The organism is Streptosporangium sp. NPDC049248 (genome assembly GCF_040678965.1).
Classification (GTDB): domain Bacteria; phylum Actinomycetota; class Actinomycetes; order Streptosporangiales; family Streptosporangiaceae; genus Streptosporangium; species Streptosporangium fukuiense.
In genome coordinates, this window is record NZ_JBFAQY010000002.1 from 353,637 (window position 1) to 379,301 (window position 25,665).

Below are 25,665 nucleotides of genomic sequence, written 5' to 3' on the forward strand. Positions count from 1 at the left end.
CCCGTGAGGTCTCCATGTCATATCCCGGCCGAGCCTAGCAGGCCGGAAATCGGGTCGTGATCTCAGAATGTACCGAGCCAGCGCAGTTCAGGCCATATCCGCGACCACGGTTCACGGGGGTCGCGGCACACCAGGATCTCCTTCCCCTGCTCGAAATGGGGAAACTCGAAATCGAGCGTGCCGCCGAGCTCGCACCGGCCGAACAGCCTGGAGAACGAGGCACGGTCCACACCGACCGCTATGACAACCGTTTTATCGTCCGCCGGACGACCGAAATCAGCATAGGAATTGTTGCCGCTGTACTCCCGCGGCAGTCCGTAACCGGGGCCGTACAGCGCGACGGCACCCGCCTCGCCGTAGTTGTGGCCGTAGACGACGGCCCGTGCCCGGTCGGCCTCCGGCAGCGACCGGTAGACCGCGGCCACCTGTCCCGCCAGGCCCTGCCAGCCCGTCTGGCCGAACTGCTCCTCACCCAGTGCCGCCAGCACGGGATCACGGGCGTACACGGCGGCGGGAAGGACCGGCATCACCATCACCATCGCCAGCAGCGTGTTCCCCGCCACCGCCAGCCCGACCCAGATCCGGCGCGGGATCGTCGCCGCCCAGGTCGCGGCCCTGACACATCCCGCCACCAGCAGCACGGTCAGCAGGCCCTCGGTGTACCGGGGGGCGCCACCGGCCAGGAGCAGGATCACCACCATGACCGGATAGGCCACGGCGAGCGAGCGGTAGGCGCGCCATTCGGGCCGGCGCAGCAGGGCCAGCAGTCCCACGACCCACACCGGGGTGAGGAACGGGCCGATCATCAGTATCTGTCCCACGAAGAAGTTGATCACGCTTCCGACCCCGAACGGCTCGGACAGGCTCCCGGCCACCGCGAACTGGGGCCAGCCGTTCAGCGCCTGCCAGACCAGGCCGGGCGCGGCGACCAGCGCGGCGACCCCGGCGCCGGCCAGGAGATACCCGCTGCGCAGCACCCGTCTGGGCCCGGTGACCAGCAGTCCCGCCGCGAGGCAGATCACCAGCAGCACCACGAGGTACTTCGCGAGCAGCCCGATCCCGACCACCGCGCCGGCGACCGGCCAGAGCCTCTTCTCGCCGGTACGGATGACACGGATCACCAGCCAGCACGCGGTCACCCAGACGAGGTGGTCCACGGCGGTGGGGTGGAGTACGTGCCCGGCGGCGAACGACGCCAGCGAGCCGGCCGTCGCGCACGCCGCGAGCACCTGTGCCCGGCCGCCCCCGCCGAGTTCGCGGGCGATGAACCCGGCGACCAGCACGGCCACCCCGGCCAGCAGCGCCGGCACGACGCGGATCGCCACCAGGTTGTCGCCGAACAGCGCCATCTGCACCCGGGCCAGCAGCGGGATCAGGGGCGGCTGGTCCACGTATCCCCAGTCGAGATGCCCCGCGGCCACCCGGAAGTAGAGTTCGTCGACGTAGTACCCCTGCCCTCCGGAAAGCAGCAGGAACACGGCGGCCGCTCCGCCGGAGACAGCCGCGAGGGGTCCCCGGCGGAGCGGCGACAGCGCCGCCCCGTTTTTTTCCGCGGCCGGTTCTGGAATGGCGGTAACGGTCGACATTTAAGGGCACCTCTCATTCTCGATCCACGACCCGCCACGGCATGCCGGACATTCTCATCCGTAAAATAGGCGCTCCACACTGAATCATCCTGCCGACAGTACAGCCGCTGGTGACAGCATGACGGGGGCATCGCGGACGGGCAACGACATTGAATCCTCGGGAAAATATGCAGCTCGCGTATTGAGCGACCAGGTGCTTGCGAACATTCTTTTCATGCATTATTTTTCCCTCAACGCCCCTGTCGTTTTGTGTGATCGATACCCGCATTCCGCGGAGCCGGTCGACCGGTGGTCCACGAACGGTCATCCCGGATTCGACAGGGATTTTTCGAGTGCCGGAAAACAGATGTCCCCGGCCGCCCCACACTCCCGAACCACCCATGCGAGGTGAACGGAATGCAGGAAACCCGAACGGTGCCCGCCGGTCCAGGGCCGGATGTCGGTAATCTCACCCAGTTCGAGTATCTGGCCCTGAACAGCCCGCTGAACATCGCCGACGCGCACGCCCGCCAGGAGCTCACCGCGGGGCAGGCCCGGATCATCGACGACCTGCCGAACCTGTTCCTCAAAGCCGCCGAACTCCCGGTCGAGGAGGTGGAGCGGGAAGCCCATCGCGCGTACTTCGGGCTACTCGGCCAGCACAGCTACCCGGGCGACGACGGCCGTGTGCTGGCCTGCTACTCCTCCTCCGTGGCCATGGAGATCCTCGCCCGCTCCCTGGCCGGCGCGATGAGCTCGGTCGCGCTGATCCACCCCACTTTCGACAACATCCCGGACATCCTCCGCGGTGTCGGGCTGGACCTGGTGCCGGTGGCCGAGGAACGGCTGGGGGAGGACGACCTCGACGACGTCCTGGGCTCGGTGGGCTGCGTCTTCGTCACCACACCGAACAACCCGACCGGCCGGGTGCTGTCCGAGGAGGGCCTGAGCAGGCTCGCCGGTCAGTGCGCGGAGCGCGACCTGGTCCTGGCGCTGGACACGTCGTTCCGCGGGTTCGACCCCGCCGGCCACTACGACCACTACCGGGTGCTGCGGGACAGCGGGTGCCGCTGGGTCGTCATCGAGGACACCGGCAAGCTGTGGCCGACGCTCGACCTCAAGGTCGGCTGGCTGGTGACCGCGGCCGACCTCGGCCTTCCGGTGGCCAAGATCTACTCCGACATCCTGCTGGGCGTGTCCCCGATGGTGCTCGCGCTGGTCCAGCGGTTCTCCGAGGACGCCGCGGACGGCGGCCTCGCCGACCTGCACCGCTTCGTGGCGGAGAACCGCGCCGTGGTACGGGAAGGGCTGGCCGGGGTGCCGGGGATCCACTTCCCCGATCCGCACAGCAGGGCCAGCGTGGAACGGGTGCACGTCGGCGCGCGGTCGGCGCTGGAGGTGTGGTCCAGCCTGCGGGACCACAACGTGTACGTACTGCCCTGCCAGAAGTTCCACTGGGCGAACCCGCCCGAGGGGAACAGCACCCTCAGGATCGCCCTGGCCAGGTCCGCCGCTCCCCTCGGGGAGGCGACCCGGGCGCTGCGCTCCGTACTGCTCGCACGTTGAGAACCGACGCGGGCGCGGCCCCGGTGACTCCGGCGGAGAGCGCGGGACCCCTGTCGCACGTGCGCTCCTGGCGGGCGGGGGTCGTGCAGTCGCTCCCCCCTCCCGGCGTGTTCGACCTGGGGCCGGGCTACCTCGAACCCGGCCTGCTCCCGGTCGACCTGCTGGGAGCCGCCTACGCGCGGGCACTGGAGGAGTACGGCTCGGCCGCGCTCGGCTACGGCGACGACCGCGGCGCGCTCGACCTCCGCGCCGCACTGGCGGAACGGACCGCCCAGGCGGACGGCATCGCCTGCGAGCCAGGAAACGTGCTGGTCACCGCGGGCATCTCGCAGGCCCTTCAGCTGCTCGCCACCACCCTGGCGGAGCCGGGGGATGTGGTCCTCGTCGAGGAGACCTGCTACGACCTGGGACGTCTGATCCTCACCGACTGCGGGATGCGGCTGCGCGAGGTGCGCTCGGACTCGGCGGGCATGGATCCGGAGGCGTTGCGCGAGGCCCTGGCCGGGGAACGGGCGGCGTTCGTCTACCTGAACCCCACCTTCCACAACCCCACCGGCCGGGTCGTCCCCGTCGCGCGGCGACATGAGCTGCTGTCCGTCGCCTCCGGCCACGGGACTCCGGTCGTGGAGGACGACGCCTACGCCGAGCTGAATCTCGGCGAGGCTCCCGCTCCCCCCTCCATGGCGGGGCTCGCGGGCTACCACGGGGTGATCCGGCTGCGCACCTTCTCCAAGACGCTCGCCCCCGGGCTGCGCCTGGGCTGGCTGCTCGCCGGGACCGAGACCGTCGACCGGCTCGCCGGTCACGGGCTGTTCCGCAGCGGCGGCTGCCTGAACCACACCGCCGCGCTCGCGGTGGCCGCCCTGGTGCGCGCCGGCGACTACGACCGTCACCTGGACTGGCTGCGAGCCCGGCTGCGGCAGAGGCGTGACACGCTCGTGGACACCCTGCTGGCCGAGCTGAACGACGGTTTCGAGCTCGACCGGCCGGACGGCGGCTTCTTCGTCTGGCTCCGTGCCCGCCACCGGCGGCGCGAGCCCGACCTGATCGGCGCGGCGAGCGGTGCCGGGGTCGAGGTGGCCGCGGGCTCCCGCTTCGGCGGCACGGCACGGCCGGCCGTCCGGCTGGCCTACAGCTTCAACTCCCCCTCACGGCTGGCCCTCGCCGCCCGGCGGCTGGCCGCGGCCTGGAACGCGTTACCGGCGCACACGGATCGGACCTGACGCATGCGATCGATCGAGACGACCACCCCTGCCAATCCGATGGCGGGTCCGCACGGCTACACCCTGCCGCTCTCCCCCTCCGGGGGCTCGGCGATGGTCACCCCGCCGCCCTGGCACTTCTCCGGCGACGTCATCATGGTCGACTATCGCGTGGACCCGGCCGCGGCCGCACGGTTCCTGCCGCCCGAACTGGAACCGGGACCCGACCCCGGCGAGGCCGCCGCGATCTTCGCCGAGTGGCAGTGGTGCTCGGAGTCCGGAGCCGAACTGGCCGACCCGGCGCGATGCCGGTTCGCCGAGTTCCTGATCCTGATCTCCTGCCGGTACCGGGGGCGGCATCTCGCGCGATGCCCGTACGCCTGGGTGGACAGTCCGGTCCCGCTGATGCGCGGCTGGATCCAGGGCATGCCCAAGCAGTTCGGCACCGTGCACCAGATCCGGCCGGTGGCGGTCGGCCGCGCGGGTCCCCGGCTGGCCGGCGGGGGACGGTTCGGCGGGGTCCTGTCCGTGGACGGACGGCGTACCGCCGAGGCGACCGTCACGCTGGACGGCCGGATCGACCGGCCGCCGCCTCTGCACACGGTCCCGCTGGTGCACACCCGGCTGTTCCCCTCCTGGGTGCCGTCGGAGGCGCCGCTGAACCGGCTCGTCGTCTCGGAGGTCACCGACATCGAGTTCTCCGACATCTGGGCGGGATCGGCCGACCTGCGCCTCCTCGACGTGCCGGACGCCGACCTGGCCGGCCTGGCCCCCGTCGAGGTGGGCAGGGGGTACGTGTTCTCCTACGCGGAGACGCTGCATCACGGCCGACCGCTGACGGATGACGACAGGTGACGGCCCCCTGCGAAAAATCAAGATATTTCATCTGATGTTCGCCCGGCGGACCTCTCGGCGACCGATCCTCCGGAACAACAAACTGTTGTTGGCCCATATACACACCGCTATCCATCCCAGTTGACGCCCTGGTATCCTTCGAGCTGCGACCCGAGCCTGCCCAGGCCGGTCCGCGCGGGAAGGACACATGCCAGACACCTCGCCGGCCGACTCGCCGGACACCCGGCGGACCCTCGCGGCGAAGCTGAACCATCTCTTCCACACGGTCCACCCGCGCGACGGCGGCGAGTACAGCTTCGAGGAGGTCGCCGAGGCGCTTCGCGCGGCCGGCGGCCCGACCATATCGGCCACCTACATCTGGCAGCTGCGAAAAGGCATCCGCGACAACCCGACCAAACGACACCTCGAAGCCCTGGCGGGATTCTTCGGCGTCCCTCCGGCCTACTTCTTCGACGACACGGCGGCCGAGCGGATCGACGCCGAACTCGCGCTGCTGACCGCCATCCGGGACACGCACGTCCGGCAGCTCGCGCTGCGCGCGGCCGGCCTCTCCCCCAGGAGCCTGAACGCCATCACCGAGATGATCGAGCGGGTACGCGAGCTGGAAGGACTGCCCGACACCACGGAGAAGTCGTGAGCGCCCGTCCTCCTCGCGGAGGCAGGCAGGCCCGCGGACGCCACCCTCGCCTTCGCCCGCTCATCCTCCGGTATCCCGCACCGCTCCCGCCGGGCGGTCGACGACGCACCGACCTGTTCGGACCGGTGTCCAAGTAAAGTTTAAGTCGCACCCAAGATCGTGTGAGAAGACTTCTCCGGGAGATCTCCTGAGGGAGAAATCATGGTGACCGGATACGACGGCGCGAAAAACTGCGGTCTCGCCCGCTCACGCTGTTCCGGCACGACTTTCCCCGCCCTCGGGCAAGGAAGTGAAGGAGAAAGTCATGAGAACACGCGGAATCATCGGTGTGGCGGTCGCCGCCGCCCCGGCCGGTGGGCTCCTTGTCCCAGCGCTCCCGGCCTCGGCCGCCGGTCGTCACCATCAGGACCGGCAAGATCCTAGAACCACGGACCGGCACCAACCTGTTCCTCAAGTGCCCCGACACCCACCCGTGGTAAACGACCGCGGGGACAACCGGCCACTACACCCGATGAAGGAACACCGGCGGCAACCGCCCGTCTTCTTCAGGAACGAACCCCGCTTGACGGACATGCCGGCGAGCGCACTCCGGTCAGGCCGTTCCAGGGCCTGACCGGAGTCCGGAAACCGCCCTCACCTCATAACGCTCCGCGACGATCCGTTGGGCGCGCTCTCGACCTGCCTGGTGTTTCACCAGGTCGGAGACATCTCCTATCGCTCCGCGCAGCCGAGCCCAACGATGTCGAGCAACCGGTCGACCGCGGAATCCACCAAGACGCGAAGAGTCACTTCAGTTCTGCGTCGATTCAGAAACGACGTCGGCCGGAAATCGCGTAGAGTTGCATATTTTTCCGAATTTGATAAAAAAGCGGAGGTTTCCAATGTCAGGGAATACGGAAGTTACCGATCAAGGCTCTTCGGCGCGGCATTCCGAAACGAGGTCGGCTTCCCTATCCGATACGCCCGCCGCTCCTGCCGCCTTCTCTGTGACCCCTGGGCCTGCCCGGGGCCTGCCCGTGCTGGAGCCGCATACGGTACTGACGGCATCCGAGCTCTACTCACGCATCTGCGTGAGAGACCCCTACTTCGCCCTCAAGGACGTCACGGTGATAGGGCAGGGCGAGGTGGCGGCCGGGGTGCCCGTGCAACAGGACCCAGACATGGAGGCCGGCTGCATCGGCATTGCCGAAGCGGGCCGCCACCTGGCGATTCTTGGCTCATGCGCCGCGGCCGTGGTGGCGCCTCGGGAGGGCCAGCACTTCTACCTGGCAACGGGCGCCCGCGGACAGTGGCTGAACCCGGAGCCGCAGGCGCGCGCCTCGGAGTTGCTCCGGGGCTCGGCGCAGGCGGAGCACACCGGCGAGCGCACCGCCAAAGCACACACGCTGCTGTCCTCGCCCGACGGCACTCCACTGATGCGCTTGGATGTGGACTACGACGTGCTGCCGGCCGCCACCTTCACGCGTCTGTTCGCCAAGGCGCGTGTGGACATGCGTCGCGAGCCACGCCTCGACGACGGAGTCCGGCGCGCGCCCGAGGAGTGGGCCGAGCTGCGGCAGAACCCGTACGGCAAGCCCCTGGCACTGCGTGACTGGCACCCGGACGGCGAATGCCTCAGTGCCACACTGGGCCCGGTGACAGCGGACATGTGCAAGGGCCACTTCGCCCTGCACCCGGCGATGCCGGTGGCCGTTGTCGCCGGTGGCATGACGCGAGTGGCCACCGCACTGCTGCGCCGGCTGGAGGGTGCGCCATCGGCTCGCTGCGTGACGAAGGGCGTACGCCTGGTAGCGCATAGCCTCGCCTACGCGGGGCAAACGGTGAGGTTCAGCGCGCACCGCCGTACCCGCGAGGGCGCTGACCATGACTTCCGCTGCTGGGCCGAGGTGGGCGAGCGCGTGGTCGCGGAGCTCGACATCACCTTCACCCGTGTGGACTGAGTCGCCTCGGTCCTGGGCGATCGTCAACCCGTCCGGCTTCGTCGAAGCGGGCCCGGTCCCCTCACCCGCGACCGGGCCCGCCGCCTTCCAGCACTCAGAGGTCGCCGAGTCCCAGCTCCCGGGCGATCAGCATGCGCTGGACCTCGCTGGTGCCCTCGCCGATCTCCAGGATCTTGGCGTCGCGGTAGAAGCGGCCGACCGGGTATTCGTTCATGAACCCGTAGCCGCCGAAGATCTGGGTGGCGTCGCGGGCGTTGTCCATGGCGGCGTCGCCGGCGACGAGCTTGGCGATGGCCGCCTCCTTCTTGAACGGCTCCCCCGCGAGCATCTTCTCCGCGGCGTGGTGGTAGGCCAGGCGGGCGGTGTGGGTGCGCACCTCCATATCAGCGATCTTGAACTGGATGGCCTGGTAGTGGCCGATGGGGTGGCCGAACGCCCGGCGCTCGCGGACGTAGCGCAGCGACTCGTCCACGCAGCCCTGGGCCAGCCCGGTGGAGAGGGCGGCGATGGCGATGCGGCCCTCGTCGAGGGTCTGCAGGAACTGCGCGTAGCCGCGCCCACGCTCGCCGAGCAGGTTCCGCGCCGGGACCCTGCAGTCGTCGAAGGAGAGCCCGCGGGTGTCGGAGCAGTTCCAGCCCACCTTGGAGTACTTCCTGGCGACGGTGAGGCCCGGGGTGCCCGCCGGCACCAGGATCGTGGAGATCTCCTTCTTCCCGTCGGCCCGCTCACCGGTGATCGCGGCCACCCCGATGACGCCGGTGATGTCGGTGCCCGAGTTGGTGATGAACGCCTTCGTGCCGTTGATCACCCACTCGTCGCCGTCCAGCACCGCCGTGGTACGCATGCCGCCCGGCACGTCGGAGCCGCCGCCCGGCTCGGTGAGACCGAAGGCGCCCAGCATCTCGCCCGACGTCAGCCTGGGCAGCCACTCGGCGCGCTGCTCGGCCGTGCCGAACCGGTAGATCGGCATGGCGCCCAGCGACACCGCGGCCTCGACGGTGATCGACACGCTGGAGTCGACCCTGGCCAGTTCCTCCAGGGCCAGGCAGAGCGCGAAGTAGTCGCCGCCCATACCGCCGTACTCCTCGGAGATCGGCAGCCCGAACAGGCCCATCGCGCCCATCTGCCGCACGATGTCGTAGGGGAACTCCTCGCGCTCGTAGAGGTCGCCGATCACCGGGGCCACCACGTCGCGGGCGAACGCCTCGACGGTCTTGCGTAGTTCCTCGTACTCGTCGGTCAGCTTGGGCATGGTCACTCCTTCTCCACGGGGGTGCGGGACGGGCTCCCGGCCAGGGCCTGGACGACCCGCGACGGGCTGGGGCGGCCGAGCCTGCCGGCCAGCCAGGTGCTGGTCTCCACCAGCGACGGAAGATCAAGGCCGGTCTCGACGCCGAGACCGTGCAGCATCCAGACCAGGTCCTCGGTGGCGAGATTGCCGGTGGCGCTCTCGGCGTACGGGCAGCCGCCGATGCCTCCGGTGGAGGCGTCGACCACGGTCACCCCCTCCCGCAGCGCGGTGAGGGTGTTGGCCAGCGCCTGGCCGTAGGTGTCGTGGAAGTGGACCGCGAGCCGGGAGGGGTCGCCGAAGGCCTCGATCAGCGCGGCGACGTGACCGGCGGTGCCGACCCCGATGGTGTCACCGAGCGACAGCTCGAAGCAGCCCAGGTCGAGCAGCCTGCGCCCGACGGAGACGACCTGGGCGATCGGCGTCGGGCCCTCCCAGGGGTCGCCGAAGCACATCGACACGTACGCCCTGACCTTCAGCCCGTGCGCCAGCGCCCGTGCGACCACCGGCTCGAACATGTCGAACTGCGACTCCAGCGTCCGGTTGAGGTTCCGGCCCGCGAACGTCTCGGTGGCGCTCGCGAAGACCGCGATCTCCTCGACGCCGTGTTCGAGCGCACGGTCCAGGCCGCGCTCGTTGGGCACGAGCACCGGGTAGCGCACACCGGGGACCCGCTCCATGGCCGTCAGCAACTCCGAGGCGTCGGCGAGCTGCGGCACCCACTTGGGGTGCACGAAGCTGGTGGCCTCGATCACCCGGTGTCCCGCGGCGGCCAGCCGGGCGATGAACTCGGCCTTGACCCGGGCGGGGACCACCGCCGCCTCGTTCTGCAGCCCGTCGCGCGGCCCGACCTCGTAGATCGTGACCCGCTCGGGCAGTCCCTCCGCCCCGATCCGCTGCGGCTCGCGCATCATGCCCCCTCGCCCCTCCGACGTCCCGGTACGGCGTGCATCACCGCTCCTGTCCACCGACCACGGCCAGCACGGCGTCCATGCCGACCGCCTGGCCCGTCCGGACCCGCAGCTCGGCGACGACCCCGTCGATCGGCGCGGTCACGGTGTGCTCCATCTTCATCGCCTCCACGATGAGCAGCGGCTGCCCCTCGGTGACCCGGTCACCGGCGGCCACCTTCACCAGCAGAACGGTGCCCGGCATCGGGCTGCGGACCAGGCCGTCCCCCGGACCGCCCGTGCCCGCCCGGTCGCCGGGATCACCCAGGTGCCGGTGGGTGAACGCCCAGGCGTCGCCGTCGCGGCCGAGCCACACCGTGTCGCCGTCCCTGGCGACGGCGTAGCGCCTCGCGGTCTCGCCCAGGGTGACGAGCAGGTCGTCGCCCTCGTCGGCCAGCAGTGCCCGTACCGTCTCGGCGCCGGCCCCTGCGCCGTCGCCGTCACCGGAGGGGACGCCGGAGAGCAGGACCTCGGCGCCGGAGGCGGGCAGGCCGCGCACCCTGAGCTCGTGGACCCCGTCGCGGCTCTCCAGCCGGTAGACGGTCCACGCCGCCTCGCCCAGCCGCCAGCCGTCGGGGACGTCCCACGGGTCGGCGTGTCCCGCGGGGACGTGCTCGCGGTGCAGGACCAGGGCCGCGGCGGTCAGCACGTCGTCGGGGACGCCCGCACGGGAGACCAGCTCGTCGAGGTGGCGCTCGACGAGGCCGGTGTCGAGGTCTCCCGCGACCACCGCGGGATGGCCGACCAGGGCGCGCAGGAAGGAGATGTTGGTGGGCACCCCGAGCACGGCGGTGGCCGCGAGCGCCCCGTCGAGCCGCCGCAGGGCGCTCACCCGGTCCGGTCCCCAGGCGATGACCTTCGACAGCATCGGGTCGTAGTCGCTGCCGACCACGCCCCCGGCCAGCAGGCCGGAGTCGACCCGCACGCCGGGCGGCTCGCGCAGTGCGAGGACCCGGCCTCCGGTAGGCAGGAAGCCCCGGAAGGGATCTTCCGCGTAGACCCGGGCCTCGACGGCGTGACCGTCGAGCCGCACCTGCTCCTGGGTGAGCGGGAGGGGCTCGCCAGCGGCGACCCTGAGCTGGAGCTCGACCAGGTCCAGGCCGGTGACCAGCTCGGTGACGGGGTGCTCCACCTGCAGGCGGGTGTTCATCTCCATGAAGTAGTAGTCGCCGGTTGCGCCCTGGACGATGAACTCCACGGTGCCGGCGCCGGTGTAGCCGACGGACCTGGCGGCCTCGACCGCCGCGGCGCCCATCGCGGCCCTGGTCGCGGCGTCGAGAAGCGGGGAGGGCGCCTCCTCGACGATCTTCTGGTGGCGGCGCTGCAGGCTGCACTCGCGCTCGCCCAGGTGGATGACGCCGCCGTGGGCGTCGGCCATCACCTGGATCTCGATGTGCCGGGGGTTCTCCACGAACCGCTCGATCAGCAGGGTCGCGTCACCGAACGCGGCGGCGGCCGTGCGGCGGGCGGACGCCAGCGCCTCCGGCAGCTCCGCCGCGGAGCGCACGAGCACCATGCCCTTGCCCCCGCCGCCCGCCGAGGGTTTGATCAGCGCGGGGAAGCCGATCCGCTCGGCGGCCTCGGCCAGGTCGTCGCCCGGTTCGGCTCCGCCGGGAACGACGGGGACGCCGGCCGCGGAGACGGTGGCCTTGGCACGGATCTTGTCGCCCATGGCCTCGACGGCCTCCGGCGGCGGGCCGACGAAGACGAGCCCGGCCTCGGCACAGCGCCGGGCGAAGGCGGCGTTCTCGGCGAGGAAGCCGTAACCGGGGTGCACGGCCTGGGCTCCGGTCGCCGCCGCGGCGGCGAGGATGCCGTCGACGTCGAGGTAGCCGCCGGCGAGGCGTACCGCGACATCGGCCTCGCGGACGTGCCGCGCCCCGGCGTCGGCGTCGCTGTGCACGGCCACGGAACGGATGCCCAGCCTGCTGAGCGTGCGGGTGATCCGCAGGGCGATCTCGCCGCGGTTGGCGACGAGGACGGTGTCGAACATCCGGCGGGGTGCTGATGGGTGGGTCATGGGTGCGGTCACATCCGGAAGACGCCGTAGCCGACAGGGTCGAGGGGGGCATTGGCCGAGGCTGACAGGGCCAGGCCCAGGACGGTTCGGGTGTCGAGGGGATCGATGACCCCGTCGTCCCAGAGGCGGGCCGTGGAGTAGTAGGGGTTGCCCTGCTCCTCGTACTGCCCGCGGATGGCGTCGGGGTCGGCGTTGCCGACCGTGGACAGGACGTTGGCGGCCTGCTCGCCGCCCATCACCGAGATCCGGGCTCCGGGCCACATCCACAGGAACCGGGGCGAGTAGGCGCGCCCGGCCATCGCGTAGTTGCCGGCCCCGAACGAGCCGCCGACGACCACGGTGAACTTGGGCACCCGGGCGCAGGCGACGGCGGTGACCATCTTCGCGCCGTGCTTGGCGATGCCGCCCGCCTCGTAGGCCCGGCCGACCATGAACCCGCTGATGTTCTGCAGGAAGACCAGCGGGGTGTTGCGCCGGTCGCACAGTTCGATGAAGTGGGCGCCCTTGAGCGCCGACTCGCCGAACAGGATGCCGTTGTTGGCGATGATCCCGACGGGGTGGCCGTGGATGCGGGCGAACCCGGTGACGAGCGTGCTGCCGTACTCGGCCTTGAACTCGCCGAACCTGCTGCCGTCGACGATGCGGGCGATGATCTCACGCACGTCGTACGGGGTGCGGGTGTCGGCGGGGACGATGCCGTACAGGTCGCGGGGGTCGCAGACCGGCTCCTCCGACGGCAGGCGCTCCCACGGGGAGGGCGTGCGCGGCGCGAGGGTGGAGACGATGTCCCGGACGATCCTCAGCGCGTGGCGGTCGTCGTCGGCCAGGTGGTCGGTGACGCCACTGACCCGGGCGTGCAGGTCGCCGCCGCCCAGGTCCTCGGCGCTGACCTCCTCACCGGTGGCCGCCTTCACCAGCGGCGGGCCACCGAGGAAGATCGTGCCCTGGTTGCGGACGATCACCGCCTCGTCGCTCATCGCCGGGACGTAGGCGCCGCCCGCCGTGCAGGAGCCGAGGACCGCGGCGATCTGCGGGATGCCGCGCGCCGACATGGTGGCCTGGTTGTAGAAGATCCGGCCGAAGTGCTCGCGGTCCGGGAAGACCTCGTCCTGCTTGGGCAGGAACGCGCCCCCGGAGTCGACGAGGTAGACACAGGGCAGGTTGTTGTGGAGGGCGACCTCCTGGGCCCGCAAGTGTTTCTTGACGGTGATCGGGTAGTAGGTGCCGCCCTTGACGGTGGCGTCGTTGGCGACGATCACGCACTCGCGGCCGGAGACGCGGCCCACCCCGGTGATGATCCCGGCGGCGGGCGCCTCGTCCCCGTACATCCCTCCCGCGGCCAGCTGGGAGAGCTCCAGGAAGCGCGAGCCGGGGTCGAGGAGGGAGTCGACGCGGTCGCGGGGCAGCAGCTTGCCCCGGGAGACGTGCCTGGCGCGTGACTTCTCCGGACCTCCCAGCCTCGCGGCCGCGACGCGTTCCCCGAGGTCGGCGACCAGCCGCTCGTTGACCTCGGCGTTGCGCTTGAAACCCTCGCCACCCGGGTCGCAGGTGCTTCGCAGCACCGGCCAGCCACTCATGCGGGCCCTCCTGTCCGGCTCCGTCGCCGCTGGGTTAACGATCACTAACTCACCGCAGATGTTAGTCATTATTAACGTTACCGTCTACCATACGGAAGGTGATGACTGCCCAGCCCGCTACCCGCAATCGCGGTTCGCGGCGCGCCGAGATCCTGGACGCCGCGGCGAAACTGTTCGCGGCGCGCGGCTTCCACGGTGTCTCGATCGAGGACATCGGCGGCGCGGTCGGCACCTCGGGCCCGGCCCTCTACCGGCATTTCAGCGGCAAGGAGGCCCTGCTCTCCGAGATGCTGCTGGACGTCAGCGAGCGCCTGCACGCCTCGGGCACCCGCCGCGTGACCGAGGCGGCCGGCGCCGAGCAGGCCCTGAACGCCCTGCTCGGCTGCCAGATCGAATTCGCGCTGAACCACCCGGCGCTGATCACGGTGCACGACAGGGAGCTGGACAACGTACCCGAGCCCGCCCGGCGACGGATCCGCAGGCTGCAGAGACTGTACGTCGAGGAGTGGGTCACCGTGCTGAGCGAGCTCTACCCGGGCCGCTCCCAGGCCGAACTGCGCGCCGCGACCCACGCCGTCTTCGGGCTGCTCAACTCCACCCCGCACAGCGCCGGGGAACTGCCGCCCGCAGCGATGGCCGAACTGCTGCGCGGCATGGCCCGCGCGGCGCTGGCCGCCCCCCAAGGTTAGCGACCATTAACTCATGATGTGAGCACCCTTGCGCGGGGAGGTGAGCCACGCCTGCGAGGGGTACACCATGACCGTGCACGGCGCCTCGCGCAGCAGCATCTGGCAGGCCGGGCCGATGGCGAGGCCCGGCGGGTCGTCGTTCTCCCGGTCGGCCACCACCATCAGGTCCGAGCGGTCGGCCGCGTGACGGAGCACCTCGACGTGGGATCTCGTCTCGATCATGGTCTCCACCTCCAGCTGCGCATACCTCTCCTCCCACAGCGCGACGTTGGTGTTGAAGCGGACCGCCACCGGCCGGATGTCGTCGGTGTCCTCGGGGCAGAGGCAGATCACCAGCAGCGTCGCCCTGCGCAGCGTCGCCTCCTCGAAGGCCAGACCGAGCTCCGCCGACTCCAGGTGCGCGTCCTCCACGGCGATCGCGACGCGGTCGGTGCGGAGGTGGCCCGGCTGCCTGACGACGGCCACCGGGCAGCGGGCGTGCGAGGCGACCTGGACCGTCGTCGAGCCGATCTTCAGCTCGTCGAAACCACCGGAGCCGCGCGGGCCGATCACGACCAGCTCGGCCGTGTTCGACACGCCCACCAGGGCCGCCCCCGGCGACCCCTCCACCAGCTGGCCGCGCACCTGTGCCCTGGGGGCCAGATCGTGCGCCAGGGCCAGCCCCCTCTCCAGGATGTGCGAACCCATGCGCCGGATGACCGCGGTGGTCTCATGGGTGACGGAGAGCATCGGGTAGGGCCACTGCCAGGCGTGACAGATCAGCAACGGAAGGAACCTGAGGCGGGCCTCCTCAAGGGCCCAGCGCAGTGCCCGCCGGCTCTCCACGGAGTCGTCGTATCCGACCACCACCGGCCGCTCGTCGTCCTGTACCAGCATTGCGGCTCCCCTCCCGCGTCACTCCTTCCATACTTCACTGATCCGCACGCTCGGTAAGGCGACCATTCACAAGTCTTGCCTCGTTTTCCGGCTCGCACCGGCAAAGGCACCCCCTTGCCCATTGTTTCCGATAATCAGCGGTAAATTCTGACAACCTGTCATGGAAAATTGTTGAATGAGGCCGATCCATGACCCCGCCGCACCAAAGATGTCAAGGTTGAGGACGGCGCCCGCCGGGGAGGACATAATCGGGCTGTGGCGCGCGACACTGTTGAGACCCACTTCACCGAGACCGTGGCCGCCCTCTCTCCCGGGGCGCCGCGCGATCCCGGCCTTCCCGTACGGGAGGGCACGACCCTGACCGGGGCCCGCTGCCGCGAGCTGTTCGAGTTCCAGCTGGGCAGCAGGCTGCTGGACGTCACCGCCCGCTGGCTTCGCGAGCAGGGGCAGGGCTTCTACACCATCGGCTCGGCCGGACACGAGGGCAACGCCGCGATCGCCGCCGCGCTGCGCGTCACCGACCCCGCCCTCCCGCACTACCGGTCCGGCGCCTTCTACCTGACCCGGTCGGCGATGGCGGGACGGCTGCCCGAGGAGGGGATGCGCGACGTGCTGCTCGGCCTGACCGCCTCGGCCGAGGAACCGATGGCCGGCGGGCGGCACAAGGTCTTCGGCCATCCCGACCTGGCGGTGATCCCGCAGACCTCCACGATCGCCAGCCACCTGCCGCGCGCGGTGGGTGTGGCCTTCGCCATCGAGCGCACCCGCCAGTTCGGCCTGCCGGGGCCGTGGCCGGCCGACGCGATCGCGATGTGCAGCTTCGGCGACGCCTCGACGAACCACGCCAGCGCCCTGTCGGGACTCAACACCGCCGCCTACGGCTCCTACCGGAAACTGGCGCTGCCGATCCTGTTCGTCTGCGAGGACAACGGCCTGGGCATCAGCGTGCGCACCCCCGAGGGCTGGGTCAAGGCCGCCCACCACCCGCTGTTGCGGTACTTCGAGGCCGACGGCTGCGACCTGGCCGACGTCCACGACGTGGCACTGGCCGCCGCCGACCACGTCCGTTCGAACCGCGCACCGGCCCTGCTGCGCGTCGGCACCGTCCGGCTGATGGGCCACGCGGGCTCGGACGTGGAGCTCTCCTACCGGACCAAACGGGAGATCGACGCCGACCTCGCGCGCGATCCGCTCGTCGCGACCGCCAGACTGCTCGTCGAGGCCGGTCTGATCACCCCCGACGAGCTGCTGCTCCGCTATGAGACGACGCGCGAGCACCTGTTCAAGATGGCCATGGAGAGCTCACGGCGGCCCCGGCTGGTCTCCGCCCTCGACATCGTCGAACCGCTGGCCCCGCGCACCCCCACCGCCGTCGCCTCGGCCAGCAGGAACGTCGCGGTTCCCGAGGCCAGGGCGAGGGCCTTCGGCGGCAGGCTCCCCGAGCAGGAGGGGCCGCTGACCCTCTCCCAGGCCATCAACCGCACCCTCACCGACGCCCTGGCCGCCCACCCCGACGTGCTGGTCTTCGGCGAGGACGTGGCGCGCAAGGGCGGCGTCTACGGCGTCACCCGCGGCCTGCAGAAACGTTTCGGTCTCGGCCGGGTCTTCGACACCCACCTCGACGAGCAGGCGGTGCTCGGCCTGGCACTCGGCTCGGGGGTCTCCGGCCTGCTGCCGGTGCCCGAGATCCAGTACCTGGCCTACCTGCACAACGCCCTGGACCAGATCCGCGGCGAGGCCGCGACGCTCCAGTTCTTCTCCCGAGGTGCCTTCCGCAACCCGATGGTGCTGCGCGTCGCCTCCTACGCCTACCAGAAGGGCTTCGGCGGCCACTTCCACAACGACAACTCCGTCGCCGCGCTGCGCGACATCCCCGGCCTGGTCGTGGCCTCCCCCGCGCGTCCCGACGACGCCGCCTCGATGCTGCGCACCTGCCTGGCCGCCGCGCGTACCGACGGCAGCGTCTGTGTCTTCCTTGAGCCCATCGCGCTGTACGGCACCCGCGACATGTTCGAGGAGGGCGACAACGGCTGGCTCTCCCCGTACGCGCCCCCGGCCCGCTGGGCGGAGACGCACATCCCGATCGGGCGCGCCCGCAGTTACGGCGACGGCCGCGACCTGACGATCGTGACCTTCGGCAACGGCCTGCGGATGAGCCTGCGCGCCGCGGTCAGGCTCACCGCCGAGGGGCACAGCTGCCGGGTGCTCGACCTGCGCTGGCTCTCCCCCCTGCCGGTGGAGGATCTGATGCGGGCCGCCGAACTGACCGGGAGGGTGCTCATCGCCGACGAGACCCGCCGTACCGGCGGGGTCTCGGAGAGCATCGTCACCGAGCTGATCGACGCGGGTTTCACCGGCAGGATCGCCCGGGTGACCTCCTCCGACAGCTTCATCCCGCTGGGCGAGGCGGCCAGGCACGTGCTGCTCTCCGAGGCCGAGATCGAGGCCGCCGCCCGCAAACTGCTCAGCTGATTCCGCCGGACCGAAATCCCGGAACCCGCCTCCACCATGTCATCCGTACGTGTTCAATTGGATGCGCGCTGTTACGGACCGTGGCTCCGACCCGAAGCCGGACAGCCCTCCGTTTCCCCCTGAGCAGGAGGTACCATGCCCGGAGTCGCGATTGGAAACACAGGTCAGCGCCTGACGGAGTTGGAGGCCCATGCCTTCAAGACGAGCGCAGACCTGGCGTACATCAAGGAGACCCTGAATGATCTCCCTAAGATCGTCCGCGAGGAGGTCATGACCTACACCGCGCCGATGTTCGAAGAGATCATGAACAGGATGGCCACCAAGGAGGACCTCTCCGCGCTCTCCGCCAAGGTCGACAGCCTCGACACCAAGGTCGACGGCCTCGACACCAAGGTCGACGGCCTGGAGACCAAGGTGAACAGCCTGGAGACCAAGGTCGACAGCCTCGACACCAAGGTGAACAACCTGGAGACCAAGATGGATGCCCGGATGGGGGCCATGGAGGGCCGGATGGACTCCATGGAAGGCCGGATGGACTCGATGGAAGGCAAGCTGGACCTGATCCTGGCCAAGCTCGGCTGACGATGCGGATGAGCCCGGGCACCTCCCGGGAGGTGCCCGGGCTCAGAGCCAGTCTCGGCGTTTGAACACCAGATACAGGGTGAGACAGACGCCCGCCATGAGCAGGACCGCGAAGGGGTAGCCCCACGTCCAGTGGATCTCGGGCATCACGTCGAAGTTCATTCCGTAGATGGTGCCGACGAGGGTGGGGGCGAACAGGATGGCGGCCCAGGCGGAGATCTTCTTGACCTCCTCGTTCTGGGCGTTGCTCGCCTCGGTGAGCCTGGTCATGTGCTCGTTCTGGGCCTGGGCGACCATGGTCGAGTTGACCACGAGGATGTCATGGAGCATCTGGCGGAAGCCGCTGACCCGCTCCGCGACGGTGATCGCGTGGTCGGCCACGTCCCGCAGGTATCTCTGCAGTTCCTCGTCCACCCCGTACTTGGCGGCCCCCGCGATGAAACCCTCGATCATGCCCAGCAGCGGCTGGGTGGCCCGCTGGAACTCGATCACCTCGCGCGACAGCTCGTAGATGCGCCGGGAGACCCCGGGTTCGTTACCGAAGACCTGCACCTCGATCTCGTCGATGTCGTTCTGCAGACCGGCGACCACGGGGGCGTAGCCGTCCACCACCGCGTCGAGGATGGCGTAGAGCACCGCCTGCGGCCCCTGGCCGAGCAGGTCGGGGTCGTGCTGCATCCTGCGGCGGACCTGCGACAGGTCGGGGGTCTCGCTGTGCCGTACAGTGATCACGAAGTTCTGGCCGACGAAGACGTGCAGTTCGCCGAAGTCGACCTCCTCGGCCTCGTCGAGATACCTGGCGGGGCGGAGCACCACGAACAGGGTGTCGCCGTAGCGGTCGGCCTTGGGCCGCTGGTGAGCGACGATGGCGTCCTCGACCGCCAGCTCGTGCAGGTCGAACTTCTCGGCGACGTCGAGGATGACGCTCTCCTCCGGCCGGTAGAAGCCGATCCAGGCCATGCTGCCCGGGGTGTTCTTCAGGCACTCGAAGGCGTCGGGAAGAGACTTGGGGGTGGCGGCGCGGTGCCCGTTGACGTAGATCGCGTTGTCGATGACGCGCGAGCGGGGTGGGACCGGCAGCCCGTCACCGGCGGATCTGGGGTCCATCGAACGCTCGGGGGACTCCCCACCGGCGCCGGAACGCCCACGCATCAGGCTTCGCAGGCCCCGCACTCGCCGGTCGGTCACACATGTCTCCTTATCGGGTGGTCATGAACTCTTGCAGCGACTGCATCGCGGTGTTGCGGATCTTGGCCCTGAGCATCGGGGTCCAGCCGAGGATGATCCCGGTCGGCATGCCCATGGCCATCTTGGACCAGCGCCGCAGATCGAAGTCGTCGTGGTGGCGAACGATGAGTCCGTCCTCGAAACGGAAGAGGGCGTCGATTTCATTGACGACCCTCCTGCCCGTCTTTCCGAAGGTGTAACTGGCGGTCCAGTGCGCGGTGCCCTCGTGCCGGCGGACGGCGATGTCGCGGACCTTCACCCCGAGGTCGGCACTGCGGCCGAGCAGCATCCGCCACATCCCCATGACCCTGTCGCGTCCTTCGAGATCCTGGAAGACGGGATCGCCGAACGTGACGTCGGGGTGGTAACAGCGCTCCATCTCGTCGGCGTCACGGCGTGCGAAGGCGCCATAGAACGTCTTGATGAGCTCGGCGTTTCGGTCGTTCACGAGTCTCTCCCGATCATCAATGTCCTGCTGACCGAGTGTAGTGCGCCGAAAGGTCAAGGAGATTGTCCGCGTTGTTCCAACACACCGCACGGAGCCAGTCGTCGCCCAGGTCGAGCCTGTCCAGTGCGTGGAGCTGGTGGGCGTAGGGGTGGGGGATGTTGGGAAAGTCACTGCCGAGCAGGACCTTGCCGGCCAGCCCGAGGTCACGCAGGCGCGGCCGGAGGCGCGCGGGGAACGGCGCGCCGCGTTCGGCGAAGTCGGTGAAGGTCATCGTGGTGTCGAGCCGCACGTTCGGGAAGGTCTCGGCCAGCTCGAAGAACTCGTCGTACTCCGGCATGCCGAGGTGCGCCACGACCAGCGGCAGGGTGGGATGGCGCGCCAGCACCCCGCCGACCGGCACCGGCCCCGTGCAGCGGCCGGGCAGCGGGATCGAGCTGGCGTGGACCACGACGGGAACGCCCCGCTCGGCCAGCAGCCCCCACACCTCGTCGATCTCCTCACTCCTGGGGTCGAAGTCGCCGACCTGGAGGTGGACCTTGAAGATCCGCGCCCCACGGCCGAGCGCGTCCCGGACATAGCCAAGGACTCCAGGTTCGGGGTAGAAGGTGGCCGAGGGCAGACATTCCGCCGTACGGCGGGCGAAGTCGAGCGTCCATTCGTTGAGGCTCTCGGCCATGCCCGGCCGGTGCGCGTAGGCGAGGGCGGAGAAGGCCCGCACCCCGAGCGCCCGCAGCCGATCGACCCGCGCCTCGGCGGGCAGCCGGTAGTGGATCCGCCACCCTTTCCCCATCAGCGGGCCGCCGTGCTCGAAGTGGTGCCAGACCCGGCGCTCCATGCGCTCGGGCAGGAAGTGGACGTGCACGTCCGCCAGGCCGGGCAGACCAAGCCCACGCCACCAGGCGGGGACGTCGGCGTCCGCGAGTTCCGGAATCATGTTCTGCACGACCTCGACTTTATCGCCAGCACACCGGCAGTCGTGGGACGCTTTGCTCTCATGCCGCGAAGGAGAAGTGAGCGTTGTCCGACCTCTGGGTGACCCTGACCACGGCCCGTTCCGGGCCGCCCCTCTGGGTCGTGCTGCTGTCCGCGCTGGCCGCACTGGGCGTGGTGTCGTGGTCCACCTCGTGGCAGCTGTCGCGAGGGCTGATCACCATCGCCCACGAGGGCGGACACGCGCTGATGGCACTGCTCACCCGGCGCAAGCTGGAGGGCATCCGCCTGCACTCCGACACCTCCGGTGTCACCCTGACCAGGGGCAGGCCCCGCGGACCCGGCATGATCCTGACCGCCGCCGCCGGATACGTCGCGCCGTCCCTGCTGGGGCTGGGCGGGGCGTGGCTGACCTCCTCCGGCTACGTGGAGGTGCTGATCGCAATAGTGATCGTGCTGCTGTTCTGCATGCTGCTGCTGATCCGCAACCTGTTCGGCGTGGTGAGCCTGCTGGCGACCGGGGGCGCGATCTCCGCCTTCACCTGGTACGCCGAACCCGACATGGACGCGGCCCTCGCCTATCTGGCCGTGTGGTTCCTGCTGCTGGGAGGCGTGCGGCCGATCGTGGAGTTGCAGCGCAAGCGGCGTTACGGCCGGGCGCCCGACTCCGACGCCGATCAGCTCGCCCGGCTGACCTTTCTGCCCGGCGGGTTCTGGGTGTTCCTCTTCCTGGTGGTCGCGGGCGCCTGCCTGGTGGCCGGGGCCTATTTGCTGCTGCCTCCGGCGTTCAAGCTCTCCTGGTGAGCACGCCTCCCGACGCCACGCCCTTCCCCAGGTCGGTCCGGGTGATTTCGCCATGCTGCACGACGCGCACCAAAAAGCTCCGACCAGCGGCCGGACCCCCTGTCACCCGGTTTATGTCACCGTATTCTCAGCCCATTCATCACCATTGTTTCCCTCTCGGAAGAAAGCAGCAACCACCCTTCTCGGTTGACACTTAACAACTTTTTTGAGTTTATTAGAAGGGATATCGTTCCCTCAGCGAGAGGCGCTTCATGCCGCACCCCGCCTACCTCGTCGGAACGGCCGGGGCGGGCATCCTGCTGATCTCTCTGGGCGTCACGCTCGCCCTCACCCTGCGGATCAGACGCCTGCGCGTCGAGCGGGAGCGCGTCCTCGCCAGGGCCTACGAGGGGTTCGCCCGCGACATGCACGACATCGTGGGGCACTGGCTCTGGCTGGCGTCCGTCAAGGGGGAACTGGCCCATCGGCGGGCCGCCGGCGACGCGCGCCTGCGCGAGGATCTGGAAGAGGTGCTCCAGGCGGTACGGCAGGCCGCGCACGCGGTACGGAACGTCTCCGCGGCCCGCCACCGGCTTTCGTTCCCCGGCGAGGCCGCCCGCGCCAGAGCGCTGATGGAGGGATTCGGGGCCTACTGCTCGGTTCGGGTGGACACCGACGAGCTGCCCGAGCCCGTGAGCACGGCGCTGGGCGCCGTGGTTCGCGAGGGCGTGACGAACATGCTGCGGCACAGCCAGGTGAAGCGGTGCGCGATCGAACTGGTCGAGCACGGCGGCCTGCTACGCCTGACCGTCGTCAACGACGGGGCACCCCGGCGGGAGGCGCCCTCCCCCCGCGGCGACACCGGCAGCGGGGTGGGCAACCTCCGCCACCGCCTGGGCGAGCTGGGCGGCACGGTACAGGTGGCGGGCGGTGCGGACGGGTGGTTCACCCTAATAGCCGAGGTTCCCGGCAATTATTCCGAATAACCTTCATGTCTCTCCCGAAAGCGCAGGTAGCACCCGCATGCACGGTCGACACTGTGCGTTTCGCATATACGAGTGGTTCAGCTTGTAACTAGTGGTTTCTCGGGTTATCCGTAATTCTCTCTTCTGGAAGACAGCAGGGGAGAATGCCGTGGATGACCAGTATGAGCTTTATTGCCTGGCGGACCCGCTTTTTTATGACACGCTTGACGGCCGACGGAGCGACCACCCCGATTTCGCGCTCGCGGCCCGGGAGGTCCCGGACGGCTGGCAGCACCAGGCGACCGACACCTGGATGCACTACGCGCCGCTCGCCGGCCGCATCCCCGCCCAGGGCTGGAAGATCCACGTCTCGGCCCGCACCGAGGACGCCGAGCGCGCCATGGAGACGGTCTGGGACTACTGCGTCCCCCGCGGCATCGCGTTCAAGTTCCTGCGCAGCCTGCCGGTCATGACCATGCTGAACTCCAAGGCCGCCCCCCGCGGCGCCAGCGGCAAGCTCGTGACGATCTACCCGGTGGACGAGGCACAGCTGGAGCTCACCCTGAAGGAGCTCGACGAGCTGCTCGCGGGTGTCGAGGGGCCGTACATCCTCAGCGACCTCCGCTACGGCGAGGGCCCGCTCTTCGTGCGGTACGGCGGGTTCGCCGGGCGGCGCTGCCTGGCCGGCAACGGCGAGCTGGTGCCGGCCGTGGAGGACGGCGAGGGGCGGCTGGTCCCCGACGTGCGCGAGCCCTCCTTCGGCGTGCCGTCCTGGGTGGCGCTGCCCGCCTTCCTCGAACCCCACCTGGCCGCCCGCAACGCGGTCACCACCGAGAACCTGCCGTACCGGATCGAGAGCGTCATACAGTTCTCCAACGGCGGCGGCGTCTACCTCGGCGAGGACCTGCGCACCGGGGAGCGGGTCGTGCTGAAGGAGGCCCGCCCGCACGCCGGTCTCGACGCCGCCGGCCGGGACGCCGTGGCACGGCTGGCACACGAGCGCGACATGCTGGAGCACCTGTCCGGGCTGGACGCGGTACCCGCACTGATCGACTACTTCACCCTGGGAGAGCACCGTTTCCTGGTCGAGGAGTTCGTCGACGGCAACCCGCTCCAGCGGCAGCTCGTCCAGAGATACCCGCTGACCAGGGCCACCTGCGACGAGACGGCCCTCACCGAGTACACCGCCTGGGTGCTCGACACGCTTCCCAAGGTGCGGCGGGCGATCGAGTCCCTGCACGGACGCGGAGTGGTCTTCGGCGACCTGCACCCGAACAACATCCTGGTGACCGAGGACGGCCGCCTGGTGCTGATCGACTACGAGGTGGCGACCTTCAGCACCGATCGCGGCCGCGCGGCACTCGCCCATCCGGCGTTCGGCGCGCCGGCCGACCGGCAGGGCACGGACGTCGACCGCTACGCCCTCGCCTGCCTCTGCCTCGGCCTGTTCGCCCCCCAGCTCACGATCATGCTGCCGCTCGACCGCGCCAAGGTGGCCGACCTGGCCAGGCTCATCACCGAGACCTTTCCCGTGCCGCCCGAGGTGATCGACGAGGCGGTCCTGACCGTCGCGGGCCCCGCTCCGGCGGCGGTCACACCGTTCCCGAGGCCGGGTCACGACGGCTGGCCCGAGCTCAGGGAGGCGATGACCCGGGCCATCCTGGCGAGTGCCACTCCCGAGCGCGACGACCGGCTGTTCCCCGGTGACGTCGCCCAGTTCCAGCCCGGCGGGGGCGTCAACCTCGCGTACGGCGCCGCGGGCGTGCTCTACACGCTGGCGGTGACCGGGGCCGAGCGCCTCCCGGCCCACGAGGACTGGCTGCGCCGCAGGGCGCTGGCCCCCGCTCCGGGAACAGGTGTCGGTTTCTACGACGGACTGCACGGCGTGGCCTACGTCCTCGACCTGCTCGGGCACCGCCAGGACGCGATCGACACCGTCGACCTGTGCCTGCGCGAAAAGTGGGAGGCGCTGGAGCTGGGGCTGTTCGGTGGCCTGGCGGGCATGGGCCTGAACCTTCTCCATCTGGGCGCCACCGCCGGCGAACGGGCCTTCACCGACCTTGCCCTGCGGATCGTCGACATCTGCTCCGACAGGCTGGGCGGGCCCGACGACGTGCCGAAGACCAGCGGCGGCAGCCATCCCCGCGCCGGGCTGATGTACGGCTCCTCCGGGCCCGCCCTTCTCTTCCTGCACGCCTACGAGCGCACCGGCGACACGTCGCTGCTCGACCGGGCGGCCGCGGCGCTCCGGCAGGACCTGCGGCGCTGCATCACCGGTGAGGACGGAACCCTCCAGGTCGACCAGGGCTGGCGCACGCTGCCCTACCTGGACGAGGGGTCCGTGGGCATCGGCGTGGTGCTCGCCCGCTACCTGGCCCACCGCGACGACGCGGACCTCCGTACCGCGCTCGACGGCTGCCGGCTCGTCACCCGAGGACGGTACTTCGTGCAGTCCGGCCTGTTCACCGGCAGGAGCGGCGTGCTCGCCGCCCTCGGCTGGGGCCTGGGACCCGAGACCCTCCACACCGACCACCCAGACCTGGCCGCGCAGCTGCGCGGGCTCGGCTGGCACGCGCTGCCCCACGGCGGCGGGCTGGCCTTTCCCGGCGACCAGCTGCTCAGGCTCTCCATGGACTTCGCGACCGGCACGGCCGGAGTCCTGTTCGCGATGAGCGCCGTGCTGCACGACCGGCCGGCGTTCCTCCCCTTCATCGAGCCGCCCGGCGGCACGAACGCCCCTGCCTGGGCGTCCGCGCACGGACCCGCCGGACGGTTTGGCACCTACGACCCCTCGAAGGAGGTGTAACGACATGGTTCTTCTCGACCTGCAGTCCCTGGAGACCCCCGGCGGCGGCCACGGCGGCGGCGGTGGCAGCACCCTCACCGTCCTGGGCTGCGAGTCCGGCCGGCCCAGCAACCTGAGCCTGCTGCTCTGCCACTAGTCCTCCCGTTCCACGAAAACCCAGACAACCCAGAAACGGAGCCATTCCCATGGTCCTTCTCGACCTGCAGTCCCTGGAGACCCCCGGCGGCGGCCACGGCGGCGGCGGTGGCAGCACCCTCACCGTCCTGGGCTGCGAGTCCGGCCGGCCC

General features: G+C 70.1%; 22 protein-coding genes. 13 read left to right on the forward strand and 9 right to left on the reverse strand.

Features of this window, described 5'->3' with window-relative positions; all coding sequences use genetic code 11:
• Nucleotides 1–62: 62 nt before the first annotated feature.
• Complete coding sequence (locus AB0K21_RS05395; RefSeq protein ID WP_364147999.1) at nucleotides 63–1,586, reverse strand: glycosyltransferase family 39 protein; 1,524 nt, start codon at nucleotides 1,584–1,586, stop codon at nucleotides 63–65.
• A gap of 396 nt (nucleotides 1,587–1,982) precedes the next feature.
• Here AB0K21_RS05395 and mppP point away from each other — a divergent pair, with 396 nt between their 5' ends.
• The 5 genes from mppP (at nucleotide 1,983) to AB0K21_RS05420 (ending at nucleotide 7,765) form a co-directional block, all read left to right on the forward strand.
• The gene (gene mppP, locus AB0K21_RS05400; RefSeq protein WP_343963165.1) at nucleotides 1,983–3,131 is read left to right on the forward strand and encodes an enduracididine biosynthesis enzyme MppP; all 1,149 of its coding nucleotides are present in this window, start codon (nucleotides 1,983–1,985) and stop codon (nucleotides 3,129–3,131) included.
• The gene (locus AB0K21_RS05405) at nucleotides 3,128–4,354 is read left to right on the forward strand and encodes an aminotransferase class I/II-fold pyridoxal phosphate-dependent enzyme (protein WP_364148003.1); all 1,227 of its coding nucleotides are present in this window, start codon (nucleotides 3,128–3,130) and stop codon (nucleotides 4,352–4,354) included. The genes mppP and AB0K21_RS05405 overlap by 4 nt, the downstream gene beginning before the upstream one ends.
• Nucleotides 4,355–4,357: 3 nt before the next feature.
• On the forward strand, nucleotides 4,358–5,188 hold the full coding sequence (gene mppR, locus AB0K21_RS05410; protein WP_364148005.1) for an enduracididine biosynthesis enzyme MppR: 831 nt from the start codon (nucleotides 4,358–4,360) through the stop codon (nucleotides 5,186–5,188).
• Nucleotides 5,189–5,375: 187 nt separating this feature from the next.
• Nucleotides 5,376–5,825: a helix-turn-helix domain-containing protein gene (locus AB0K21_RS05415; protein WP_343963168.1), complete on the forward strand. Its 450-nt coding sequence runs from the start codon at nucleotides 5,376–5,378 to the stop codon at nucleotides 5,823–5,825.
• Between the two features lie 1,016 nt (nucleotides 5,826–6,841).
• Complete coding sequence (locus tag AB0K21_RS05420) at nucleotides 6,842–7,765, forward strand: hypothetical protein (protein WP_364148008.1); 924 nt, start codon at nucleotides 6,842–6,844, stop codon at nucleotides 7,763–7,765.
• Nucleotides 7,766–7,859: 94 nt separating this feature from the next.
• Here the strand turns inward: AB0K21_RS05420 and AB0K21_RS05425 are convergent, their stop codons facing one another.
• From AB0K21_RS05425 to AB0K21_RS05440, 4 genes are read right to left on the reverse strand one after another with little or no spacing between them, the layout of a single operon-like run.
• Complete coding sequence (locus AB0K21_RS05425; protein ID WP_343963171.1) at nucleotides 7,860–9,023, reverse strand: acyl-CoA dehydrogenase family protein; 1,164 nt, start codon at nucleotides 9,021–9,023, stop codon at nucleotides 7,860–7,862.
• A complete protein-coding gene (locus AB0K21_RS05430; RefSeq protein WP_343963173.1) occupies nucleotides 9,020–9,967 on the reverse strand; it encodes a hydroxymethylglutaryl-CoA lyase in 948 nt (315 codons plus the stop codon). The genes AB0K21_RS05425 and AB0K21_RS05430 overlap by 4 nt, the downstream gene beginning before the upstream one ends.
• A 37-nt stretch (nucleotides 9,968–10,004) precedes the next feature.
• Entirely contained in the window at nucleotides 10,005–12,023 is a 2,019-nt protein-coding gene (locus AB0K21_RS05435) for a biotin carboxylase N-terminal domain-containing protein (RefSeq protein ID WP_343963175.1), read from the reverse strand.
• A gap of 8 nt (nucleotides 12,024–12,031) precedes the next feature.
• Complete coding sequence (locus tag AB0K21_RS05440) at nucleotides 12,032–13,600, reverse strand: carboxyl transferase domain-containing protein (protein WP_343963176.1); 1,569 nt, start codon at nucleotides 13,598–13,600, stop codon at nucleotides 12,032–12,034.
• Between the two features lie 101 nt (nucleotides 13,601–13,701).
• Between AB0K21_RS05440 and AB0K21_RS05445 the strand changes: the two genes are divergently transcribed.
• Complete coding sequence (locus AB0K21_RS05445) at nucleotides 13,702–14,289, forward strand: TetR/AcrR family transcriptional regulator (RefSeq protein ID WP_343963188.1); 588 nt, start codon at nucleotides 13,702–13,704, stop codon at nucleotides 14,287–14,289.
• Nucleotides 14,290–14,295: 6 nt separating this feature from the next.
• Here the strand turns inward: AB0K21_RS05445 and AB0K21_RS05450 are convergent, their stop codons facing one another.
• A complete protein-coding gene (locus AB0K21_RS05450) occupies nucleotides 14,296–15,165 on the reverse strand; it encodes a universal stress protein (RefSeq protein ID WP_364148013.1) in 870 nt (289 codons plus the stop codon).
• 255 nt (nucleotides 15,166–15,420) lie between these two features.
• On the opposite strand from AB0K21_RS05450, the gene AB0K21_RS05455 reads away from it, so the two are divergent.
• Complete coding sequence (locus AB0K21_RS05455) at nucleotides 15,421–17,637, forward strand: thiamine pyrophosphate-dependent enzyme (RefSeq protein ID WP_343963178.1); 2,217 nt, start codon at nucleotides 15,421–15,423, stop codon at nucleotides 17,635–17,637.
• A 135-nt stretch (nucleotides 17,638–17,772) separates the two neighbouring features.
• Entirely contained in the window at nucleotides 17,773–18,219 is a 447-nt protein-coding gene (locus AB0K21_RS05460; protein WP_343963180.1) for a DUF16 domain-containing protein, read from the forward strand.
• Between the two features lie 42 nt (nucleotides 18,220–18,261).
• On the opposite strand, the gene AB0K21_RS05465 is transcribed toward AB0K21_RS05460, so the two are convergent.
• From AB0K21_RS05465 to AB0K21_RS05475, 3 genes are read right to left on the reverse strand one after another with little or no spacing between them, the layout of a single operon-like run.
• Entirely contained in the window at nucleotides 18,262–19,407 is a 1,146-nt protein-coding gene (locus tag AB0K21_RS05465; protein ID WP_364148015.1) for a magnesium and cobalt transport protein CorA, read from the reverse strand.
• Nucleotides 19,408–19,417: 10 nt separating this feature from the next.
• On the reverse strand, nucleotides 19,418–19,894 hold the full coding sequence (locus AB0K21_RS05470) for a nuclear transport factor 2 family protein (RefSeq protein WP_343963182.1): 477 nt from the start codon (nucleotides 19,892–19,894) through the stop codon (nucleotides 19,418–19,420).
• Nucleotides 19,895–19,910: 16 nt separating this feature from the next.
• Nucleotides 19,911–20,828: an amidohydrolase family protein gene (locus AB0K21_RS05475; protein ID WP_343963189.1), complete on the reverse strand. Its 918-nt coding sequence runs from the start codon at nucleotides 20,826–20,828 to the stop codon at nucleotides 19,911–19,913.
• A gap of 83 nt (nucleotides 20,829–20,911) precedes the next feature.
• Here AB0K21_RS05475 and AB0K21_RS05480 point away from each other — a divergent pair, with 83 nt between their 5' ends.
• From AB0K21_RS05480 to AB0K21_RS05500, 5 genes are all read left to right on the forward strand, one after another.
• A complete protein-coding gene (locus tag AB0K21_RS05480) occupies nucleotides 20,912–21,628 on the forward strand; it encodes a M50 family metallopeptidase (RefSeq protein ID WP_343963183.1) in 717 nt (238 codons plus the stop codon).
• Nucleotides 21,629–21,879: 251 nt separating this feature from the next.
• Complete coding sequence (locus AB0K21_RS05485; protein WP_343963185.1) at nucleotides 21,880–22,593, forward strand: histidine kinase; 714 nt, start codon at nucleotides 21,880–21,882, stop codon at nucleotides 22,591–22,593.
• A 148-nt stretch (nucleotides 22,594–22,741) separates the two neighbouring features.
• Nucleotides 22,742–25,378, forward strand: coding sequence for a class III lanthionine synthetase LanKC (gene lanKC, locus AB0K21_RS05490; protein WP_343963187.1), 2,637 nt, complete (start codon nucleotides 22,742–22,744; stop codon nucleotides 25,376–25,378).
• A gap of 4 nt (nucleotides 25,379–25,382) precedes the next feature.
• Nucleotides 25,383–25,514 (forward strand): SapB/AmfS family lanthipeptide, encoded by a 132-nt coding sequence (locus tag AB0K21_RS05495; protein WP_157594223.1) that lies wholly within the window; start codon nucleotides 25,383–25,385, stop codon nucleotides 25,512–25,514.
• Nucleotides 25,515–25,563: 49 nt separating this feature from the next.
• On the forward strand, nucleotides 25,564–25,665 hold a 102-nt coding region (locus AB0K21_RS05500; RefSeq protein WP_364148385.1), incomplete at its 3' end, for a SapB/AmfS family lanthipeptide.

Bases quoted from the DNA above. Each gene is read 5' to 3' on its own strand.
- AB0K21_RS05395 (WP_364147999.1), bottom strand. From the start codon at position 1,586: ATGTCGACCGTTACCGCCATTCCAGAACCGGCCGCGGAAAAAAACGGG.
- mppP (WP_343963165.1), top strand. From the start codon at position 1,983: ATGCAGGAAACCCGAACGGTGCCCGCCGGTCCAGGGCCGGATGTCGGT.
- mppR (WP_364148005.1), top strand. From the start codon at position 4,358: ATGCGATCGATCGAGACGACCACCCCTGCCAATCCGATGGCGGGTCCG.
- AB0K21_RS05415 (WP_343963168.1), top strand. From the start codon at position 5,376: ATGCCAGACACCTCGCCGGCCGACTCGCCGGACACCCGGCGGACCCTC.
- AB0K21_RS05430 (WP_343963173.1), bottom strand. From the start codon at position 9,967: ATGATGCGCGAGCCGCAGCGGATCGGGGCGGAGGGACTGCCCGAGCGG.
- AB0K21_RS05435 (WP_343963175.1), bottom strand. From the start codon at position 12,023: ATGACCCACCCATCAGCACCCCGCCGGATGTTCGACACCGTCCTCGTC.
- AB0K21_RS05440 (WP_343963176.1), bottom strand. From the start codon at position 13,600: ATGAGTGGCTGGCCGGTGCTGCGAAGCACCTGCGACCCGGGTGGCGAG.
- AB0K21_RS05445 (WP_343963188.1), top strand. From the start codon at position 13,702: ATGACTGCCCAGCCCGCTACCCGCAATCGCGGTTCGCGGCGCGCCGAG.
- AB0K21_RS05450 (WP_364148013.1), bottom strand. From the start codon at position 15,165: ATGCTGGTACAGGACGACGAGCGGCCGGTGGTGGTCGGATACGACGAC.
- AB0K21_RS05460 (WP_343963180.1), top strand. From the start codon at position 17,773: ATGCCCGGAGTCGCGATTGGAAACACAGGTCAGCGCCTGACGGAGTTG.
- AB0K21_RS05475 (WP_343963189.1), bottom strand. From the start codon at position 20,828: ATGATTCCGGAACTCGCGGACGCCGACGTCCCCGCCTGGTGGCGTGGG.
- AB0K21_RS05485 (WP_343963185.1), top strand. From the start codon at position 21,880: ATGCCGCACCCCGCCTACCTCGTCGGAACGGCCGGGGCGGGCATCCTG.
- AB0K21_RS05495 (WP_157594223.1), top strand. From the start codon at position 25,383: ATGGTTCTTCTCGACCTGCAGTCCCTGGAGACCCCCGGCGGCGGCCAC.